This is a genomic window from Lelliottia sp. 489, from assembly GCF_050435885.1.
GTDB classification, from domain to species: domain Bacteria; phylum Pseudomonadota; class Gammaproteobacteria; order Enterobacterales; family Enterobacteriaceae; genus Enterobacter; species Enterobacter nimipressuralis.
In genome coordinates, this window is sequence record NZ_JBNDLC010000001.1 from 89,159 (window position 1) to 109,821 (window position 20,663).

The window sequence follows — 20,663 nt, forward strand, 5'->3', positions numbered from 1 at the left end:
GAATGTCCATCGCCGTCAATGTGAATGACCCGACCAACTCCGGCGTCGCCAGCACCAGTGGGGCCACTGGCTCCAGCTCGCTGACCGGTAACAGTGCTGCCGATCTACAGGGCAGCTTTTTGACGTTACTGGTTGCGCAGCTGAAAAATCAGGACCCGACGAACCCGATGCAGAACAACGAACTGACCACGCAGCTTGCGCAGATCAGTACCGTGAGCGGCATCGAAAAGCTCAATACCACGCTGGGTTCCGTTTCCGGTCAAATCGACAACAGCCAGTCTTTGCAGGCCGCCAATCTCATCGGCCACGGTGTGATGATCCCAGGGACCACTATCCTGGCAGGGACCAGCACCACCGACGGAAGCAGTACCACCACGACCACGCCATTTGGCGTTGAGTTGCAGCAACCGGCCGATAAAGTCACCGCCACCATCACCAACAAAGACGGTGTTGTGGTGCGCACGATCGACATTGGTGAGCTTAAAGCGGGCGTTCATACCTTTACCTGGGATGGCAGCCTGACGGATGGCACAACGGCACCGAACGGTTCTTACAAAGTGGCGATTTCTGCCAGCAACGGGACGACTCAGCTGGTGGCTCAGCCGCTGCAATTCGCTCTGGTGCAGGGGGTGATTCGCGGCTCTGATGGTAACAAACTGGATTTGGGTACTTCTGGGACCACCACGCTCGACGAAGTTCGGCAGATTATTTAAGCCTTAACACTTATCAGGAGTAAGTCATGGCCTTTTCTCAAGCGGTCAGCGGCCTGAATGCTGCGGCCACCAACCTGGACGTCATTGGCAACAATATTGCCAACTCCGCGACCTACGGTTTTAAATCTGGCACAGCATCTTTCGCAGATATGTTCGCCGGTTCCAAAGTGGGTCTGGGCGTTAAAGTTGCGGGTATTACCCAGGACTTTACCGATGGCACCACCACTAACACCGGCCGTGGGCTGGATGTGGCCATCAGCCAGAACGGTTTCTTCCGTATGGTCGATGAAAACGGTTCTGTTTTTTACAGCCGTAACGGTCAATTCAAACTCGACGAAAACCGTAACCTGGTCAACATGCAGGGTCTGCAGCTGACGGGCTATCCGGTTGCGGGCACACCGCCAACGGTACAGACCGGTGCGAACCCGCAGGCGATCTCAATTCCGAACACGCTGATGGCGGCGAAATCCACCACCACCGCGTCTCAGCAGATCAACCTGAACTCCACCGATGCGACGCCGACGGTGACACCGTTCGACCCGACAAATGTCGATTCTTACAACAAAAAAGGGACCGTGACGGTCTTTGACAGCCAGGGTAATGCGCACAACATGAACCTGTTCTACGTCAAAGACACCGCTGCGAACAGCTGGAAAGTCTATGCGCAGGATGGCAGCGTGGCGGGCAGCACCCCCTCTCTGGCCACTACGCTGACCTTTAACGCCAGCGGCGTGCTGACAGGCGGTGGCCAGGTCAACATCACCACCGCGACCATGCCGGGCGCAACCCCTGCAACCTTCGCGATGAGTTTCACCAACTCCATGCAGCAGAACACCGGTGCGAACAACATCGTGGCGACTAACCAGAACGGTTACAAGCCGGGCGACCTGGTGAGCTACCAGATCAACGATGACGGCACTGTCGTGGGTAACTACTCCAACGAACAGACCCAGGTTCTGGGCCAGATCGTGCTGGCGAACTTCGCCAACAACGAAGGTCTGAAATCCGAAGGCGATAACGTCTGGTCTTCCACTCAGTCCTCTGGCGTGGCGCTGCTCGGCACCGCCGGTTCAGGTAACTTCGGTACGCTGACCAACGGCGCGCTGGAAGCATCCAACGTCGATCTGAGTAAAGAACTGGTGAACATGATTGTCGCGCAGCGTAACTATCAGTCGAACGCGCAGACCATCAAAACTCAGGACCAGATCCTCAACACGCTGGTCAACCTGCGTTAATCGTCTAACGGGATGATGTAATGGATCACGCAATATATACCGCGATGGGCGCAGCCAGCCAGACGATGAATCAGCAGGCTGTGACCGCCAGTAACCTGGCGAACGCCTCAACACCGGGCTTTCGTGCACAGCTGAATGCGCTACGCGCTGTGCCGGTGGAAGGGCTGTCGCTGCCAACGCGTACGCTGGTTATCGCCTCAACGCCGGGTGCCGATATGACGCCTGGTCAGATGGATTACACCTCGCGTCCTCTGGACGTTGCACTCCAGCAGGACGGTTGGCTGGCGGTGCAAACGGCTGATGGCTCAGAAGGCTATACCCGCAACGGTAATATCCAGGTGGATGCCAACGGTCAGATGACCATTCAGGGGCATCCGGTGATTGGCGAAGCGGGTCCGATTACGGTGCCGGAAGGCTCGGAAATCACCATCGCGGCGGACGGGACCATTTCGGCCCTCAACCCCGGTGATCCGGCGAACACCATTGCCCCGGTCGGTCGACTGAAGCTGGTCAAAGCGGAAGGCAATGAAGTGACGCGCGGCGATGATGGGATGTTCCGTCTGAGCCAGGCAGCACAGGCAACGCGTGGCCCGACCTTGCAGGCTGACCCAAGCATTCGCGTGATGTCCGGCGTGCTGGAAGGCAGTAACGTCAAACCGGTTGCAGCTATGACCGATATGATCGCCAGCGCCCGACGTTTCGAAATGCAAATGAAGGTTATCACAAGCGTGGATGAAAACGCCGGCCGTGCTAACCAACTGCTGTCTATGAGTTAACAGGATTTCTTATGATCAGCTCTTTATGGATCGCGAAAACGGGTCTCGACGCGCAGCAAACCAATATGGATGTCATCGCCAACAACCTGGCGAACGTCAGTACCAATGGTTTTAAGCGTCAGCGTGCCGTGTTCGAAGATTTGCTTTATCAAACCATTCGTCAGCCGGGCGCGCAGTCGTCCGAGCAGACCACACTGCCGTCAGGGCTGCAGATTGGTACGGGTGTGCGTCCGGTTGCGACCGAACGTCTGCACAGCCAGGGCAACCTGTCCCAGACCAACAACAGTAAAGACGTGGCAATCAAAGGCCAGGGTTTCTTCCAGGTGCAGCTGCCTGACGGAACCTCAGCCTATACCCGCGATGGCTCGTTCCAGGTGGATCAGAATGGTCAGCTGGTGACCGCCGGTGGTTTCCAGGTTCAGCCTGCGATCACCATTCCGGCTAACGCCCTGAGCATTACCATCGGACGTGACGGTGTGGTCAGCGTGACCCAACAAGGGCAGGCCGCGCCTGTTCAGGTTGGACAGCTGAACCTGACGACGTTCATGAACGATACCGGTCTGGAAAGCATTGGTGAGAACCTCTACACCGAAACCCAGTCCTCCGGTGCGCCGAATGAAAGTACGCCGGGCCTGAACGGTTCCGGGCTGCTGTATCAGGGCTATGTCGAAACCTCTAACGTCAACGTGGCGGAAGAGCTGGTGAACATGATCCAGGTTCAGCGCGCGTATGAAATTAACAGTAAAGCAGTGTCGACGACCGACCAGATGCTGCAAAAACTGACGCAACTCTAAGGTGTAGTCCGGTGCGGTAAACCGCACCGGCTCCCTGTTTTCGAAGATGAAGGCAATGCAAAAAAACGCGGCGTTTCGTTATCCAATACTGACTGTCCTGGCCGTTACCCTCAGCGGTTGCGCCTTGATCCCGTCAAAACCTTTGGTAGAGGGTGCGACTACCGCCCAACCCGTTCCCGGCCCAACGCCGGTGGTGAACGGCTCCATTTTCCAGTCCGCACAGCCGATTAACTACGGTTATCAACCGCTGTTCGAAGACCGTCGCCCGCGTAACGTCGGCGATACCCTGACCATTGCGCTGCAGGAGAACGTCAGCGCGAGCAAAAGCTCCTCGGCGAATGCCAGCCGCGACGGCAAAACCAACTTTGGTTTCGATACCGTTCCACGCTATCTGCAGGGCCTGTTTGGCAATGCGCGTGCCGATGTGGAAGCCTCTGGCGGTAACAGCTTTAACGGCAAAGGCGGCGCCAATGCCAGTAACACCTTCAGCGGTACGCTGACGGTGACCGTTGACCAGGTTCTGGTGAATGGCAATTTACACGTAGTGGGTGAAAAACAGATCGCCATCAATCAGGGCACTGAATTCATTCGCTTCTCCGGTGTGGTTAACCCTCGCACCATCAGTGGCACCAACACCGTACCGTCCACCCAGGTGGCGGATGCGCGCATTGAGTACGTCGGCAACGGCTACATCAACGAAGCGCAGAATATGGGCTGGCTGCAACGCTTCTTCCTTAATTTATCGCCGATGTAAGCGAGGTGACCTATGTTTAAATCCCTCTTCGCAATGGTGTTGGTCCTGGTGGCGACATGCGCCCAGGCTGACCGCATTCGCGATCTCACCAGTGTACAGGGCGTACGTGAAAACTCATTGATAGGCTATGGCCTGGTGGTTGGCCTGGACGGAACGGGCGACCAGACCACCCAGACGCCGTTTACCACTCAGAGTTTGAATAACATGCTGTCCCAGCTCGGGATCACCGTCCCGACGGGCACCAACATGCAGCTGAAAAACGTGGCAGCGGTAATGATCACCGCGTCCTACCCGGCCTTTGCGCGCCAGGGGCAAACCATCGATGTGGTGGTTTCTTCAATGGGTAACGCCAAAAGTCTGCGCGGCGGGACGCTGCTGATGACCCCGTTAAAAGGGGTGGACAGCCAGGTCTACGCGCTTGCACAAGGTAACATTCTGGTCGGCGGTGCGGGGGCATCGGCGGGTGGCAGCAGCGTGCAGGTGAACCAGCTGAACGGCGGGCGTATCACTAACGGGGCGATCATCGAGCGTGAACTGCCAACGCAGTTTGGCGCCGGGAACACCATCAACCTGCAGCTGAATAATGAAGACTTCACTATGGCGCAGCAGATTGCCGATACCATCAACCGCAGCCGTGGTTTTGGTAGCGCGACGGCGCTGGACGCACGAACCGTGCAGATCCGCACCTCGACGGGCAGCAGCAACCAGGTGCGCATGCTGGCGGATATCCAGAATATGGAAGTCAACGTTCCGCTGCAGGATGCCAAAGTGATCATCAACTCCCGTACCGGGTCCGTGGTGATGAACCGCGAAGTGACGCTGGACAGCTGCGCCGTGGCGCAGGGCAACCTCTCCATCAGCGTGAACCGCTCGGCTAACGTTAGCCAGCCGGATACGCCGTTTGGTGGCGGTCAGACGGTGGTGACGCCACAGACGCAGATTGATATGCGCCAGAGCGGCGGCTCGCTGCAAAGCGTGCGCTCCAGCGCCAACCTGAACAACGTGGTTCGTGCGCTGAACGCGCTGGGGGCGACGCCGATGGATCTGATGTCGATTCTGCAATCCATGCAAAGTGCGGGATGCCTGCGCGCCAAACTGGAAATCATCTAATGCTCGGCGATAGCAAACTGATGGCAAGTGCGGCCTGGGATGCCCAGTCGCTCAACGATCTGAAAGCCAAAGCAGGCACCGATCCGGCGGCGAACCTCCGCCCGGTTGCCCGCCAGGTGGAAGGGATGTTTGTGCAGATGATGCTGAAAAGCATGCGAGAAGCGCTGCCGAAAGATGGCATGTTCAGCAGCGACTCGACGCGACTCTACACCAGCATGTATGACCAACAGATTGCCCAGCAGATGACCGCCGGTAAGGGGCTTGGCCTCGCCGATATGATCGTGAAACAGATGCAGGCGGCGCAGGGTGTTCAGCCCGATGAGCAAACCCAGCAGGTGCCGATGAAATTTGATCTTGAAACGGTGACCAGTTATCAGAACCAGGCGCTGACGCAGATGGTGCGTAAAGCCATGCCGAAACCGACCGCCAGCAGCGATGAGCCGCTGTCGGGCGACAGCAAAGACTTCCTCGCTCAGCTTTCGCTCCCGGCGCGTCTGGCCAGTGAGCAGAGTGGGGTTCCTCACCACCTGATTCTGGCGCAGGCCGCGCTGGAATCCGGCTGGGGGCAGCGTCAGATCCGCCGTGAAAACGGCGAACCAAGCTTTAACATTTTTGGCGTCAAAGCGTCGTCAGGCTGGAAAGGGCCGACCACGGAGATCACCACCACCGAATTTGAAAACGGTGCGGCGGTGAAGGTCAAAGCAAAATTCCGCGTTTACAGCTCCTATCTTGAAGCCTTGTCAGATTATGTCGGGTTGTTGAGTCGCAATCCTCGTTACGCTGCGGTCACCCAGGCCGCGACGGCGGAGCAGGGCGCGCAGGCGTTGCAGAACGCAGGCTACGCTACCGACCCGCAGTATGCCCGCAAACTGACCGGAATGATTCAACAGCTTAAAGCGATGGGTGAGAAAGTCAGCAAGGCTTACAGTACCGATATCGAAAATCTGTTCTAAGGACTCAAGTTTGCGCGCGCGATGTCGATAATCCTAATCAGGACTCGTGTCTGAAAGTTTAAAAAGGAACCTCAATGTCCAGTTTGATTAACAGCGCTATGAGTGGCCTCAGTGCGGCACAGTCGGCACTGAACACCGTCAGCAACAATATTTCCAGTTATAACGTGGCCGGGTATACCCGTCAGACCACGGTGCTGGGTGCAGCGAACAGTACATTGACCGGCGGTGGTTGGGTTGGCAATGGTGTTTATGTTTCGGGCGTGCAGCGCGAATATGATGCGTTCATCACCAACCAGCTGCGTGCAGCACAGACTCAGAGCAGCGGCCTGACCACGCGTTATCAGCAGATGTCGAAAATCGACGATGTGCTGTCTGATACCACTAACTCCCTGTCCACCACGCTGCAGGGCTTCTTTACCAGCCTGCAAACGCTGGTGAGTAACGCGGAAGATCCGGCTGCGCGCCAGACTGTTCTCGGCAAAGCGGATGGCCTGGTCAATCAGTTCAAAACGACCGACCAGTACCTGCGCGACCAGGATAAGCAGGTAAACACTGCGGTTGCGACCAGCGTGGATCAGATTAACTCCTATGCCAAACAGATTGCGAATCTGAACGATCAGATTTCACGTCTGACCGGCGTGGGCGCAGGGGCTTCCCCAAACAATCTGCTCGATCAGCGCGATCAGCTGGTGAGCGAACTGAATCAGATCGTGGGTGTGGAAGTCGCGGTACAGGACGGCGGCACCTACAACGTCTCATTCGGTAATGGTTACACCCTGGTTCAGGGCAGCACGGCTAACCAGTTAGCGGCGGTACCGTCGAGCGCCGATCCTGCGCGCACCACCGTGGCGTATGTGGATTCCCTCGCCGGTAATATCGAAATTCCCGAGAAGGTGCTGAACACCGGCTCACTGGGCGGTCTGTTAACGTTCCGCGCAGAAGACCTGGATAAAGCGCGTAATACGCTGAACCAGCTGGCGCTCTCGTTTGCTGACGCCATGAACCAGCAGCACGAGAAAGGCTTTGATGCCAATGGTGATGCGGGCGGTAAATTGTTCGATATCGGCTCTCCAGCGGTGACCGGCAATAGCAAAAACAGCGTGCCTGGTGCGGCTGTCACCGCCACTATCGCGGACAGCTCTAAAGTTCAGGCGACGGATTATAAGCTTGAATTTAACGGCACTGACTGGACCGTCACCCGTAGTTCTGACAAAACCTCATTTACGGCTACGCCAGATGCCAGCGGCAACATGACGTTTGACGGGGTTACCGTGAATGTCAGCGGTGGTGCAGCCCCGAAAGACAGCTTTACGGTGAAACCGGTAGTTGACGCTATCGTGAACATGGATCTGCGGATCAGCGATGAATCCAAACTGGCGATGGCGGGTTCGGCGACCGGCGGTGAGAGTGATAACCTTAACGGGAAAGCGTTGCTGAATCTGCAAAGCAGCAAAGTGGTCGGTGGCAACAAGACCTTTAACGATGCTTATGCCTCACTGGTCAGTACCGTCGGCAGCACCACGTCTTCACTGAAAACCAGCGCTGCGACCAAAACAAATGTGGTGACGCAGCTGAGCAATCAGCAGCAGTCTATCTCCGGGGTTAACCTCGACGAAGAGTATGGCAACTTGCAGCGTTTCCAGCAGTATTACCTCGCGAATGCGCAGGTTCTGCAGACTGCCAGTACGCTCTTTGATGCGTTAATTAATATTCGCTAAGGCCGAGGTGAACGATGCGTATTAGCACCCAAATGATGTACCAGCAAAATATGCGTGGGATCACTGAGTCCCAAAGCAAATGGCTGGGGTATGGCGAGCAGATGTCCACCGGCAAACGCGTGAACCGTCCGTCGGACGATCCGATTGCCGCGTCGCAGGCCGTTGTGTTGTCTCAGGCCCAGTCGCAGAATAGCCAGTTCGCTCTCGCGCGTACGTTTGCGACGCAGCGCGTGTCGCTGGAAGAGAGCGTGTTAAGCCAGGTGACGACGGCAATTCAGTCTGCACAGGATAAAATCGTGTATGCGAACAACGGCTCCCTGAGTGATATTGACCGGGCGTCTGTGGCAACCGATCTGCAGGGTATTCGCGATCAGCTGGTCAACCTGGCCAATAGCACCGATGGCAATGGTCGTTATATTTTTGCGGGCTTTAAAACCGACACCGCGCCGTTTGATCAGACAGACGGTAGCTATAACGGTGGCAGTACGGCGATCACTCAGCAGGTGGACTCTGCACGCGATATGCAGATTAGCCATACTGGCTCGGAAGTGTTTGAAAAGTTTACCAGCAATGCCAAGCCAGAGCCTGACGGCAGTGCCCAGGAAACTAACCTGTTTAAGATTCTGGATAACGCCATCGCTGCGCTGAACACACCGGTAAGCGGCGACCAGGCTAAGACAGATGCACTTGTGGCAAATATCGATAAAGCCAACCGTGGACTGAGTAATTCCCTGGATAACGTACTGACCGTGCGTGCCGATCTGGGTACCAAACTCAACGAACTCGATAAGCTGGATGCACTGGGTGATGACCGCGCGCTGGGTCAGACTCAGCAGATGAGCGATCTGGTGGACGTGGACTGGAACGCGGCGATTTCGTCATACACCATGCAGCAAGCAGCACTTCAGGCCTCTTATAAAGCGTTCAGTGATATGCAGGGGATGTCTCTGTTCCAGCTGAACAAGTAACATTTTGACCTTTTAGAACATGTCTTGAAACTGGATATGTTTTGTCTGCCCAACCCGGCGTGCCGGATTGGGCTTTTTTTTAGCGATTTTGCGCCTGCACGCTGACCAGCCGCGCGCTTTCTATTAAGCGGATCAGCACTGCCGCTGCACCACACACCGTTGCCAGCATCACTACGCCTTGCCAGCCCGCCAGGGCGTACACTTTGCTCCCCAGCGCTGAGCCGAGCGCCATCCCAATAAATACCACCGTAAACAGCAGCGCATTGAGCCGCCCACGCGCCTGGGGGTCGAGGCTATAGACCAGGTTCTGATGGGCGACCAGGCTGGACTGCAGCCCCAGGTCAAAACCGATCGCGGAAATCGCGATCAGAACGAGTTGCCCGTGGGTGCCCAAAGCGGGCATTAAAAACATCAGCGCAAACGATACTGTCACCAGCGCGGCACCCAGTTGGGTCACTCTGCCCGCACCGAGTTTATCTGCCAGGCCTCCGGCTAGCGGGGCGGCCAGCGCACCTGCGGCACCGGCAATCCCAAATCCACCAGCCACCGCGCTACCGAGGTGATAGCGTTCCAGCAGCATCACCGCCAGCGTTGACCAGAACGCGCTAAAGGCAATAGAGAGAAAGCCCTGGGCTAGCGCCGCACGACGCAGGGCCGGGTAGCGACGCCACAGGTGCTCCATCGAGCGCATCAGGGCCGGATAGCTGAGCGTAGAATGAACCGCAAAACGCGGTAATACAGCCCACATCACCATACCGATCATGGCGATGCTGACGGCGGCAAGTTGATACATCACCCGCCAGCCGAACGCTTCACCCACCACACCGCTGACAGTACGCGACAGCAGAATACCCAGCAGCAGGCCGGTCATTACCGTCCCGACGGTTTTTCCCTGTTTGCCTTCCGGGGCAAGGATGGCCGCCGCCGGGACGATGTCCTGCGCCATAGTTGCCGCCATACCAATAAGCAGGCTGGCCAGCAGTAACGAGTGAAGCTGCCCGGTCAGGCTACAGCCCAGCAAAAAGAGCGCCAGTGCTGCGCTTTTAACGAGAATTAAGGTTCGGCGATCGTGACGGTCGCCGAGCGGCAGCAGGAAAAGGATACCAAGGGCATAGCCCGTCTGCGTCAGGGTCGGCACCAGTCCCATCCCTTCGATACTGAGGTGTAAATCGGCGCCCATCAACGGCAACAGCGGCTGAGCATAATAGATGGATGCAACGCTAAACCCGGCGCCAATGGCAAGGATAAAAATAACCCAGCGGCTGGTAGCCTGGGTAAGAGTGGCAGTGTTCATTTGATGTACCTCATTCATGGAGTGAGGCTATTTTTGTGCATTTAGGCTTGAGGCGGTAGCCAGCGGGATGGTAAAACGGTTATACGTTAAACGTATAATAAAAATAATCATGAAGCGAACAGAGCGTATAGACAGAGTGGAACTGATGCGCACCTTTGCGCGTATCGTGGAATCGGGATCGCTCTCTGCCGCAGCACGGCAGCTGGGGACCACGCAGGCGACCGTCAGCCGACGCCTGCAGTCTCTTGAAACGCTTCTCGGCGTGCGTTTGCTGTTACGCACCACCCACGCCACCAAGCTCACCGATGACGGCGAGCGTTGCTATCAGCATGCCCGAAAAGTGATCGACAGCTGGCTCGCGCTCGAAGATGAGGTGGGGCAGTCGGAAGATGAACCTGTCGGCACCTTGCGTGTGCGGGCGCCCCATGCGTTTGGGCAGGAACAACTTCTGGCACCATTGAGCCAGTTTTTAATGCGCTATCCGCAGCTTTCTGTCGACTGGATGCTATACGACAGATCGGCGGATTTTCTGAGTGATAACATCGACTGCGCGATCCGCGTCGGGGCGGAGATCGACCCTAATACGGTATCGGTGCTGCTGGCCGAAGTCCCGCGCTGTGTGGTCGCGGCGCCCGAGCTACTGTCCCGTCATGCCATGCCTGAGGTCCCCGACGATCTCACGGCGCTTCCCTGGATTGCACTCAATACCTTTTATCATCAGCATATTGAGCTGTTTGACGGAGCTTCGCCGCAGCCTGCGCGTGTGGCAATTTCGCCGCGTCTGAGCACTGACAGCCTGTATGTAACGCGCACCATGGCGTTGAATGGATTAGGCGTGGCGGTGGTCTCGAGCTGGACCGTGGAACAGGACATCCGCGAGGGAAGGCTGGTGCCTCTTTTGCCGGGCTGGCAACCCGCTGCGCTGCCGGTGCACCTGGTTTATCCGTGGTCGCGCTATTACCCGGCACGATTGAGGCGTTTTCTGGAAATGATGCGTGAGGTGATGCCACAAATCGTCGGAATGCGAAAACCCCTCCCGTAAAAAGCCAAAAAAAAGCCGACCACGAAGGTCGGCTTTTTCATCAGAACGGCGGGTTATTCAACCGGATTCGGGCGAGTCGCCGGAGCCATTGCCTGGTGAGTGGCGCTATGACCACCTGCGGAACCACGACCGTCGAAATCGAACGCAGGGCGTACCCAGTCGCTATGACGTGGTGCTTCTGGCACGTATTCCGGTGCTGGCGCGCGAGTCATCGGTGCGGTTGCATGGTGATGCTCAGCAACGACAGCGACAACAGGCTCTGGTTTCACAACCGGAGCGGGTGCCGGTGCTTGTGGAGCCGGAGTAACATCGACAGGTTGCTCAGCAACCGCTTCAGTCACTACCTCTTCTTCAACCACGTCGGCAGCCGGTTCTGCGTCTTCTGCAACCTGTTCAGCCACCACAACATCTTCTTGCGCAATGAACTGAGGCTGCTCGTCGACAGGCGCGGCAATCACTTCCGGATGAGTTGTCTCGATCTCAGCGGTTTCCACAACCTGCTGAGGTTCCGCGACTGGCTCGACGTCAACCACTGGCTGGGCGTCGGCCATGATCTGCGGTGCTTCTTCAACGACCACAGCAGCGGCTTCGGTAGCGGCTACAGGTGCAACGATTGGCTCAACGGCTTCTGCAGCGACGTTTTGCTCTTCAACCTGCTGCTCCTGAGGACGGGCAACCGGGTAGCGGATCCAGACTTTGCCGGACGCCATTTCAGGTGACGCACAGGCGACAGTCAGAGGCATCGGAGACTGAGTCGGGTAGCGCTCGTCACGGTAACGACGACGACGCTGACCGCTCACGCGCAGGTGGCGCGGAGAGCGACGGGAACGACGCGGCATACCGTTGTTATCACGCGCTTCGCCATTGTCATCATGCTCAGCGACCGTATCGACGACCGCAGGCAGGTCCAGTTTCGCCAGCTGCGTATTCTGAGCGGTTTCAACAACCGGTTCAGCGGCGGCAACGGTAGCCACTTCGGCCTGTTCAGATGCAAAGCGAACTTTCTGCGACAGTTGACGCTGCTTACGGCGCGGCATCACCTGAACGCGTTCTTCCTGATCGGCATCCTGTTCAACAGGTGCTTCGGTGTTAACAACTTTCGCTTCCTGCTGCGCCTGACGTTTATCGTCATTGCGACGGCGGTTGCGTTCGCGACGTGGCTGCTGCTCGTCACGCTGTCTGGTTTTTTCAGACTCATCGCCCGCCTGCTGGCGAATTTCGCGATCTTCCACATTCTGCTGCTGTGGCTTCTCGCGACGGTTGCGACGATTATCTTCGCGCGCTTCACGACCTTCGTTGTTGTCGGAACGGTTATCGCGCTCACCACGGTTGTCACGGTCACCACGATTATCGCGGTTGTCACGACGGTCACGATCGTTACGATCTCGGCGGTTGTTCTGACGCTTACGACGATCCTGCGGACGCTCTTGTTTCTCTTCTTTCGGCGCAACTTTTGGCTGCTCCGGCTGAGGCTCTTCACCGGCGAACATTTTCTTCAGCGCACTGAAGAAGCGGCCCAGCAGACCTGGTTCAGCAGGCTTATCACTGGTTTCAGCAGGTTTCTGCGCAGTGGCTTTCGCCGGCGCTTTTTCCTGAACAGGCGCCGGTGGGGCTTCTGGCATGATGAAGGTCGCCAGTGCCGGTTGTTCTGGCAGCTTGCGCTCGGCCGGTTCTGCATCAGACGGCATCGCCATCTCTTCTTCATGCAGTTTTGGCAGCAGGTAGCTCAGGGTGCTGGTCTCTTCGCCTTTGCGCACGCGCAGGACGGAGTAGTGCGGGGTCTGCATCTGATCGTTTGGTACGATGATGCAGCGCACGCCGCCCTGACGGGTTTCAACGGCACTCACCGCTTCACGTTTTTCGTTCAGCAGGTAGGAGGCAATTGGCACCGGAACAATGGCGTGAACCTCTTTGGTGTTCTCTTTAAGTGCTTCTTCTTCGATGAGGCGCAGAATAGAGAGGGAGAGAGATTCGTTGTCGCGCACGGTACCCGTACCGCTACAGCGCGGACAGACGTGGTGGCTTGATTCACCCAGCGACGGGCTCAGGCGCTGACGAGACATCTCCAGCAGGCCAAAGCGAGAAATATGGCTGATCTGAATACGTGCACGATCCTGACGCACCGCTTCACGCAGACGGTTCTCAACGGCGCGCTGATGGCGAACCGGAGTCATGTCGATAAAGTCGATAACGATCAGGCCGCCCAGGTCACGCAGACGAAGCTGACGGGCAATTTCATCTGCGGCTTCAAGGTTGGTGTTGAAGGCAGTCTCTTCGATATCGCCGCCGCGGGTTGCGCGTGCGGAGTTGATGTCGATAGCGGTCAGCGCTTCGGTGGAGTCGATAACGATAGAACCGCCGGACGGCAGACGCACTTCACGCTGGAAGGCGGACTCAATCTGGGATTCAATCTGATAGTGGCTGAACAGCGGAATTTCACCGGTGTACAGTTTAATTTTGCTGGTGAAATCTGGACGACCCAGTGCTGCGATGTGCTGGCGAGCCAGCTCAAGCACTTTCGGGTTATCAATCAGAATTTCGCCGATGTCCTGACGCAGATAATCGCGGAAAGCACGGACGATAACGTTACTTTCCTGGTGAATCAGGAACGGAGCCGGGCGGCTTTCTGCGGCTTTCTGGATAGCTTCCCAGTGCTTCAGACGGAAGCCTAAGTCCCACTGCAGCGCTTCGGCAGATTTGCCTACGCCTGCGGTACGAACGATAAGGCCCATGCCATCAGGCAGTTCGAGGCTTGCCAGCGCTTCTTTCAGCTCGGTACGGTCGTCGCCTTCGATGCGGCGAGAGATACCGCCCGCACGCGGGTTGTTCGGCATCAGAACCAGATAGCTGCCTGCCAGGCTGATAAAGGTGGTCAGCGCAGCGCCTTTGTTGCCGCGCTCTTCTTTATCAATCTGAACGATAACTTCCTGGCCTTCGCGCAGCACATCTTTGATGTTCGGACGACCGTGGGAGTTGTAATTGGCAGGGAAGTATTCGCGGGCAATTTCTTTAAGAGGAAGGAAACCGTGACGCTCAGCGCCGTAATCGACGAATGCGGCCTCAAGGCTTGGTTCAATGCGGGTGATTTTGCCTTTGTAAATGTTCGCTTTTTTCTGTTCGTGTCCAGGACTTTCGATATCCAGATCGTACAGACGCTGCCCATCCACGAGGGCGACACGCAACTCTTCTTGCTGAGTTGCGTTGATTAACATTCTTTTCATCGTAACTTACTCATTATTCTTACATTGACGACTAAGCTGCGGGCAAGGTGACGCTTTCCGGGGTTTGAACCGATGGCCTCGTGACTATTGACGTCGCCAACCTCACGGTTGTCGCTCGCTTAAGAGGCGCAAAGTGTCGGTTGCCTGTATTTCATACGGAAATACAGCGCAATTATCAGGGGAACAGCCTGGGAACACTCTCCAGAGAAGATTCCATTTACCGGTAAGTACTGCAACCCGCAGCCCGCTAACTGTCTGAAAGATCAATACGTCTTACGCCATTGCTGCGTGGATGATCGGTCAGACAAAATGGGTCATTCCGTCGACATCCTTACTTAACCAGGATTTAACACGGAAAACGGATTCATTATTCCATTGCTAACCCGGTTATAGCAAGATGACTTTTACCATTTATCACCCGGTTACTCACAGTTTCTCCACTTCAACGAGAGGATTGGTTTAATAACCACCAAATCGATTGCGCGTGAACAAACCTGCCCGGGCAAAAGTAAATATAAGCATAGAAAAATGAGTGGCGCTAATGCGTATCGATATTTAGAATCGCCAACCATGAAAACAGAGACTCCATCCGTAAAAATGGTTGCTATCGCCGATGATGAAGCGGGGCAACGAATCGATAACTTTTTACGCACCCAGTTGAAAGGCGTGCCAAAAAGTATGATTTATCGCATCTTGCGCAAAGGCGAGGTGCGGGTAAATAAAAAGCGCGTGAAACCTGAGTACAAGCTCGAAGCGGGCGATGAAGTACGTATTCCGCCGGTGCGCGTCGCTGAACGCGAAGAAGAGGCGGTTTCGCCGCATCTGCAAAAAGTCGCCGCGCTGACTGACGCTATCCTTTATGAAGACGATCATATCCTGGTGCTGAATAAACCCTCCGGCACGGCGGTGCACGGCGGCAGCGGTTTGAGCTTTGGCGTGATCGAAGGCCTTCGCGCCCTGCGCCCGGAAGCGCGTTTCCTCGAGCTGGTTCATCGTCTGGACCGTGATACCTCTGGCGTGCTGCTGGTGGCCAAAAAGCGCTCGGCGTTACGTTCGCTGCACGAGCAACTGCGCGAAAAGGGCATGCAGAAGGACTATCTGGCGCTGGTGCGCGGTCAGTGGCAGTCTCATGTGAAAGTGGTGCAGGCACCGTTGCTGAAAAACATTCTGCAAAGCGGTGAGCGCATTGTGCGGGTGAACAGCGAAGGCAAACCGTCTGAAACTCGCTTTAAAGTAGAAGAGCGTTACGCGTTTGCGACACTGGTGCGTTGTAGCCCGGTGACCGGCCGTACCCACCAGATTCGCGTGCATACGCAACATGCCGGACATCCCATTGCGTTTGATGACCGCTACGGCGATCGTGAGTTTGATAAACAGCTGGCCGGAACGGGGCTGTCGCGTCTCTTCCTGCACGCTGCGGCGCTGAAATTCACCCATCCTGGCACAGGTGAAGTGATGCGCGTCGAAGCGCCGCTGGATGACCAGCTGAAACGCTGTCTGAAAGTGTTACGCGGTTAAAGATAGGCCGGGTGGCGCTGCGCTTACCCGGCTTACCAAACCAGGGCCGTTTACGATCAGGCAGAAAGCGGATTAAAGTGCTCGCGTCTGAGCATCTGGCATAACGCAATCAGCGGCAAACCGACCAGCGTATTTGGGTCGCGCCCGTCCAGTTTTTCAAACAACGTAATCCCCAGACCTTCACTTTTAAAGCTCCCTGCGCAATTAAGCGGGCGCTCTTTGCGCACATAATCCTCAATCTCCTGATCGCTCAGGTGGCGGAAGTGAACGTCAAAGGGTTCGCATTCCGTTTGCAGGTGGCCCGTGGCGGAGTTGTAAAGCGCAAGGCCGGTGTAAAAGGTAACAATGGTGCCGCGGGCTTTCATGAGCTGCAGGCGCGCGTTCTCTTCGGTGTGAGGTTTACCCGTGATTTCCCCATCGAGCACGCAAACCTGATCGGAGCCTATAATCAGATGGTTGGGATAGCGAGCGGCCAGACTTTGCGCTTTTTCCTGTGCCAGACGCAACACCAGATGACGCGGAGATTCAGCGTGATGCGGCGTTTCGTCAGCGACGGGGGCGGCACATTCAAACGGGATCCCCAGCTTTTCAAGCAACGCGCGGCGGTATGACGAAGTGGAAGCAAGCACGAGATTTGGCATATTTTTTTCACCAGATATAGCGTATCGATGCCAGCCATTTTAAACTACAGGCCGCAATGTGTGCGAATAATTGGCAAAAGGCAGCCCTGGTTGCCTTTTTCTTTGACTCTATGACGTTACAAAGTTAATATGCGCGCCCTATGCAAAAGGTAAAATTACCCCTGACTCTTGACCCGGTTCGTACGGCTCAAAAACGCCTCGATTACGAAGGTATTTATACCGCCGATCAGGCTGAACGTATCGCCGAGTTTGTGGTCAGTGTGGACACTGATGTGGAATGCTCCATGTCGTTCGCTATCGATAACCAGCGCCTGGCCGTTCTGAACGGTGATGCAAAGGTCACGGTAACGCTCGAGTGCCAGCGTTGCGGGAAACCGTTCACACGTCATGTTCACACAACGTATTGTTTCAGTCCGGTTCGTTCTGACGAACAGGCTGAAGCACTCCCGGAAGCGTATGAGCCGATTGAGGTTAACGAATTCGGTGAAATCGATCTGCTTGCAGTGGTTGAAGATGAAATCATCCTCGCCTTGCCGGTAGTTCCGGTGCATGATTCTGAACACTGTGAAGTGTCCGACGCGGACATGGTCTTTGGGGAACTGCCTGATGAAGCGCAAAAACCAAATCCATTTGCCGTATTAGCCAGCTTAAAGCGTAAGTAATTAAGGAGTAAGGTCCATGGCCGTACAACAGAATAAACCAACCCGTTCCAAACGTGGCATGCGTCGTTCCCATGACGCGCTGACTGCAGTTACCAGCCTGTCTGTAGACAAGACTTCTGGTGAGAAACACCTGCGTCACCACATGACTGCCGACGGTTTCTACCGTGGCCGCAAGGTAATCACTAAGTAATCACGCGCTACTCAACGAATTTTACCGTGCGGGAAGCCTGCATCGTAAAAGACGAAGAGTAAACGTGATGAAGCTTAGTGAGGCATTCCCCGCGAAAGCGGGGGATACACCGAACCGGGCAGCGAAGATACCTTGACACGTCTAACCCTGGCGTTAGATGTCATGGGAGGAGATTTCGGGCCTTCCGTGACAGTGCCTGCAGCATTGCAGGCACTGAATTCTAATTCGCAACTCACACTTCTTTTAGTCGGCAATCCCGACACCATCACGCCATTACTTGCAAAAGCTGACTTTGAACAACGTTCACGTCTGCAGATTATCCCTGCGCAGTCAGTTATTGCCAGTGATGCCCGGCCCTCGCATGCGATCCGCAACAGCCGCGGAAGCTCAATGCGAATTGCGCTGGAGCTGGTAAAAGAAGGGCGGGCTGAGGCCTGTGTCAGCGCCGGAAATACCGGTGCGCTGATGGGACTGGCGAAATTAATGCTCAAGCCCATTGAGGGGATTGAGCGTCCTGCGCTGGTGACGGTGTTGCCGCATCAGCAGAAGGGCAAAACGGTGGTGCTCGATCTGGGCGCTAACGTCGATTGCGATAGTACGATGCTGGCCCAGTTTGCCATTATGGGGTCGGTGCTGGCAGAAGAAGTGGTGGGAATTGTGAATCCCCGCGTTGCGTTGCTGAATATCGGTGAAGAAGAGACCAAGGGTCTTGATAGCATCCGTGATGCCGCAGAATTGCTAAAATCCATGCCGTCAATCAACTATATTGGCTATCTTGAAGCTAATGAATTATTGACCGGAAAGACCGATGTTCTGGTGTGTGACGGGTTCACCGGCAACGTAACGTTAAAGACGATGGAAGGGGTGGTTCGAATGTTCCTTTCCCTGCTGAAATCGCAGGGCGAAGGCAAAAAAAGGTCCTGGTGGCTGATTTTATTAAAGCGTTGGTTACAAAAAAGCCTGGCGCGGCGATTCAGTCACCTCAACCCCGACCAGTATAATGGCGCCTGTCTGTTAGGATTGCGCGGCACGGTGATTAAGAGTCATGGTGCGGCCAATCAGCGAGCCTTTACCGTCGCGATTGAACAGGCAGTGCAGGCGGTGCAGCGACAAGTCCCTCAGCGGATTGCCGCTCGCCTGGAATCTGTATTAGCTAAAAGTGACTGAGCGTACATGTATACGAAGATTTTAGGTACCGGCAGTTTTCTGCCTGAACAAGTGCGAACCAACGCCGATCTGGAAAAAATGGTCGATACGTCTGACGAGTGGATTGTCACCCGCACAGGTATCCGTGAACGCCGTATCGCCGGTCCAGATGAAACAGTAACCACGATGGGCTATGAAGCGGGCCTTCGCGCGCTGGAAATGGCAGGTATTGATAAAGACGAGATCGGTCTGATCGTGGTCGCGACTACATCCGCACCTAACGCCTTCCCAAGCGCAGCCTGTGAGATTCAGGCTAAGCTCGGCATTAAAGGCTGCCCGGCGTTTGACGTTGCAGCTGCCTGCGCAGGTTTTACCTATGCGCTGAGCGTTGCCGATCAGTACGTGAAGTCTGGCGCGGTGAAATATGCGCTGGTGATTGGTGCAGACGTGCTGGCACGCACCTGCAACCCGGAAGATCGCGGAACGATCATTATTTTTGGTGATGGTGCGGGCGCTGTACTGTTAGGTCAGTCAGAAGAGCCGGGCATTATCTCGACGCATTTGCATGCCGATGGTCGCTATGGCGAGCTGCTGACGCTGCCTAACGCCGATCGCGTGAACCCGGACAGTTCCATTTACCTGACCATGGCAGGCAATGAAGTGTTCAAGGTTGCGGTCACGGAACTGGCGCACATCGTCGATGAGACGCTGGAAGCGAACAATCTTGAGCGCTCTGCGCTGGACTGGCTTGTACCGCATCAGGCGAACCTGCGTATTATCAGCGCCACGGCCAAAAAGCTGGGCATGTCCATGGATAACGTTGTTGTGACCCTCGATCGTCACGGCAACACCTCTGCGGCGTCGGTACCCTGCGCGTTTGACGAAGCGGTACGCGATGGACGAATTAAACGAGGCCAACTGGTCTTGCTTGAAGCCTTTGGTGGCGGTTTCACCTGGGGCTCCGCGCTGGTTCGTTTCTAATTAAGGATTAAAAATGACGCAATTTGCTTTTGTGTTCCCGGGTCAGGGTTCTCAGTCAGTTGGGATGTTGTCTGAATTAGCGGCACAGTACCCAATTATTGAAGCGACTTTCCGTGAAGCATCAGACGCTCTGGGCTACGATCTCTGGGCGCTGACTCAGCAGGGTCCGGCGGAAGAGCTGAATAAAACCTGGCAGACGCAGCCTGCATTGCTTACCGCATCCGTTGCGTTGTGGCGTGTCTGGCAGCAGCAGGGCGGTAAAGCGCCTGCGATGGTTGCAGGTCATAGCCTGGGTGAATATTCTGCACTGGTATGTGCGGGCGTCATTGGTTTTGCCGATGCCGTGCGTCTGGTCGAAATGCGTGGCAAATTCATGCAGGAAGCGGTTCCGGAAGGGACTGGTGCGATGTCCGCCATTATTGGTCTGGATGATGCTTCGATTGCCAAAGCGTGCGAAGAATCAGCCGAAGGGCAGGTTGTTTCACCGGTGAACTTCAACTCACCGGGCCAGGTTGTCATTGCGGGCAACAAAGAAGCCGTTGAGCGTGCAGGCGCAGCCTGTAAAGCGGCGGGCGCGAAGCGTGCACTGCCACTGCCGGTGAGTGTACCGTCTCACTGCGCACTGATGAAACCGGCTGCTGAAAAACTGGCGGCTGAGCTGCAAAAAATCACTTTTAACGCACCAACGGTTCCAGTTGTGAACAACGTTGATGTGAAATGCGAAACGGCGCCGGAAGCGATTCGCGATGCGCTGGTTCGTCAGCTTTACAGCCCAGTGCAATGGACCAAAACCGTTGAGTTTATGGCCGCGCAGGGCGTTGAGCACCTGTATGAAGCAGGCCCGGGTAAAGTCCTGACCGGTCTGACCAAACGTATTGTTGATACCCTGACGGCATCGGCCATTAATGAGCCAGAAGCCCTGTCAGCGGCACTCGCGCAATAAAAGA

The 20,663-nt window shown here is 55.9% G+C and carries 19 protein-coding genes; 16 read left to right on the forward strand and 3 right to left on the reverse strand.

Translation table 11 applies throughout. The features are described 5' to 3' along the window. Positions 1-2: 2 nt before the first annotated feature. The 9 genes from flgD (at position 3) to flgL (ending at position 9,021) form a co-directional block, all read left to right on the forward strand. Entirely contained in the window at positions 3-713 is a 711-nt protein-coding gene (gene flgD, locus ABIE11_RS00505; RefSeq protein ID WP_100780601.1) for a flagellar hook assembly protein FlgD, read from the forward strand. A gap of 26 nt (positions 714-739) precedes the next feature. Then, positions 740-1,948, forward strand: a complete 1,209-nt coding sequence (gene flgE / locus ABIE11_RS00510) for a flagellar hook protein FlgE (protein WP_100780600.1) — start codon at positions 740-742, stop codon at positions 1,946-1,948. Positions 1,949-1,968: 20 nt separating this feature from the next. Continuing rightward, the gene (locus ABIE11_RS00515; protein ID WP_100780599.1) at positions 1,969-2,724 is read left to right on the forward strand and encodes a flagellar basal body rod protein FlgF; all 756 of its coding nucleotides are present in this window, start codon (positions 1,969-1,971) and stop codon (positions 2,722-2,724) included. Between the two features lie 11 nt (positions 2,725-2,735). Further along, positions 2,736-3,518: a flagellar basal-body rod protein FlgG gene (flgG, locus tag ABIE11_RS00520; RefSeq protein WP_064325681.1), complete on the forward strand. Its 783-nt coding sequence runs from the start codon at positions 2,736-2,738 to the stop codon at positions 3,516-3,518. 55 nt (positions 3,519-3,573) lie between these two features. Then, positions 3,574-4,272 carry a flagellar basal body L-ring protein FlgH gene (gene flgH / locus ABIE11_RS00525; protein ID WP_100780598.1) on the forward strand — a complete coding sequence of 233 codons (699 nt, stop codon included), beginning with the start codon at positions 3,574-3,576 and terminating at the stop codon, positions 4,270-4,272. A 12-nt stretch (positions 4,273-4,284) separates the two neighbouring features. Then, the gene (locus ABIE11_RS00530; RefSeq protein WP_100780597.1) at positions 4,285-5,382 is read left to right on the forward strand and encodes a flagellar basal body P-ring protein FlgI; all 1,098 of its coding nucleotides are present in this window, start codon (positions 4,285-4,287) and stop codon (positions 5,380-5,382) included. Further along, positions 5,382-6,335, forward strand: coding sequence for a flagellar assembly peptidoglycan hydrolase FlgJ (gene flgJ, locus ABIE11_RS00535; protein WP_100780596.1), 954 nt, complete (start codon positions 5,382-5,384; stop codon positions 6,333-6,335). The genes ABIE11_RS00530 and flgJ overlap by 1 nt, the downstream gene beginning before the upstream one ends. A gap of 74 nt (positions 6,336-6,409) precedes the next feature. Next, positions 6,410-8,053, forward strand: a complete 1,644-nt coding sequence (gene flgK / locus ABIE11_RS00540; protein WP_429183528.1) for a flagellar hook-associated protein FlgK — start codon at positions 6,410-6,412, stop codon at positions 8,051-8,053. A 14-nt stretch (positions 8,054-8,067) separates the two neighbouring features. Next, positions 8,068-9,021: a flagellar hook-associated protein FlgL gene (gene flgL, locus ABIE11_RS00545; RefSeq protein ID WP_102105544.1), complete on the forward strand. Its 954-nt coding sequence runs from the start codon at positions 8,068-8,070 to the stop codon at positions 9,019-9,021. A 79-nt stretch (positions 9,022-9,100) separates the two neighbouring features. Here flgL and ABIE11_RS00550 read toward each other — a convergent pair whose 3' ends face one another. Further along, positions 9,101-10,315, reverse strand: a complete 1,215-nt coding sequence (locus ABIE11_RS00550) for an MFS transporter (RefSeq protein ID WP_429183530.1) — start codon at positions 10,313-10,315, stop codon at positions 9,101-9,103. 67 nt (positions 10,316-10,382) lie between these two features. Here ABIE11_RS00550 and ABIE11_RS00555 point away from each other — a divergent pair, with 67 nt between their 5' ends. Then, positions 10,383-11,357, forward strand: coding sequence for a LysR family transcriptional regulator (locus ABIE11_RS00555; protein ID WP_429183532.1), 975 nt, complete (start codon positions 10,383-10,385; stop codon positions 11,355-11,357). Positions 11,358-11,410: 53 nt separating this feature from the next. Here ABIE11_RS00555 and rne read toward each other — a convergent pair whose 3' ends face one another. After that, positions 11,411-14,578 carry a ribonuclease E gene (gene rne, locus ABIE11_RS00560; protein WP_429183534.1) on the reverse strand — a complete coding sequence of 1,056 codons (3,168 nt, stop codon included), beginning with the start codon at positions 14,576-14,578 and terminating at the stop codon, positions 11,411-11,413. Positions 14,579-15,148: 570 nt separating this feature from the next. On the opposite strand from rne, the gene rluC reads away from it, so the two are divergent. Continuing rightward, positions 15,149-16,096, forward strand: coding sequence for a 23S rRNA pseudouridine(955/2504/2580) synthase RluC (gene rluC, locus ABIE11_RS00565; RefSeq protein WP_181827608.1), 948 nt, complete (start codon positions 15,149-15,151; stop codon positions 16,094-16,096). A gap of 56 nt (positions 16,097-16,152) precedes the next feature. Here the strand turns inward: rluC and ABIE11_RS00570 are convergent, their stop codons facing one another. Further along, on the reverse strand, positions 16,153-16,737 hold the full coding sequence (locus tag ABIE11_RS00570; RefSeq protein ID WP_429183535.1) for a Maf family protein: 585 nt from the start codon (positions 16,735-16,737) through the stop codon (positions 16,153-16,155). 140 nt (positions 16,738-16,877) lie between these two features. Between ABIE11_RS00570 and yceD the strand changes: the two genes are divergently transcribed. The 5 genes from yceD (at position 16,878) to fabD (ending at position 20,659) form a co-directional block, all read left to right on the forward strand. Further along, entirely contained in the window at positions 16,878-17,399 is a 522-nt protein-coding gene (gene yceD, locus ABIE11_RS00575; RefSeq protein ID WP_100780588.1) for a 23S rRNA accumulation protein YceD, read from the forward strand. 16 nt (positions 17,400-17,415) lie between these two features. After that, positions 17,416-17,589 carry a 50S ribosomal protein L32 gene (rpmF, locus tag ABIE11_RS00580; protein ID WP_071844907.1) on the forward strand — a complete coding sequence of 58 codons (174 nt, stop codon included), beginning with the start codon at positions 17,416-17,418 and terminating at the stop codon, positions 17,587-17,589. A 132-nt stretch (positions 17,590-17,721) separates the two neighbouring features. Next, positions 17,722-18,756, forward strand: a complete 1,035-nt coding sequence (gene plsX / locus ABIE11_RS00585) for a phosphate acyltransferase PlsX (RefSeq protein ID WP_206732569.1) — start codon at positions 17,722-17,724, stop codon at positions 18,754-18,756. A 6-nt stretch (positions 18,757-18,762) separates the two neighbouring features. Continuing rightward, complete coding sequence (locus ABIE11_RS00590) at positions 18,763-19,716, forward strand: beta-ketoacyl-ACP synthase III (RefSeq protein WP_102105540.1); 954 nt, start codon at positions 18,763-18,765, stop codon at positions 19,714-19,716. A gap of 13 nt (positions 19,717-19,729) precedes the next feature. Next, positions 19,730-20,659, forward strand: a complete 930-nt coding sequence (fabD, locus tag ABIE11_RS00595; RefSeq protein WP_194513346.1) for an ACP S-malonyltransferase — start codon at positions 19,730-19,732, stop codon at positions 20,657-20,659. Positions 20,660-20,663 lie beyond the last annotated feature (4 nt).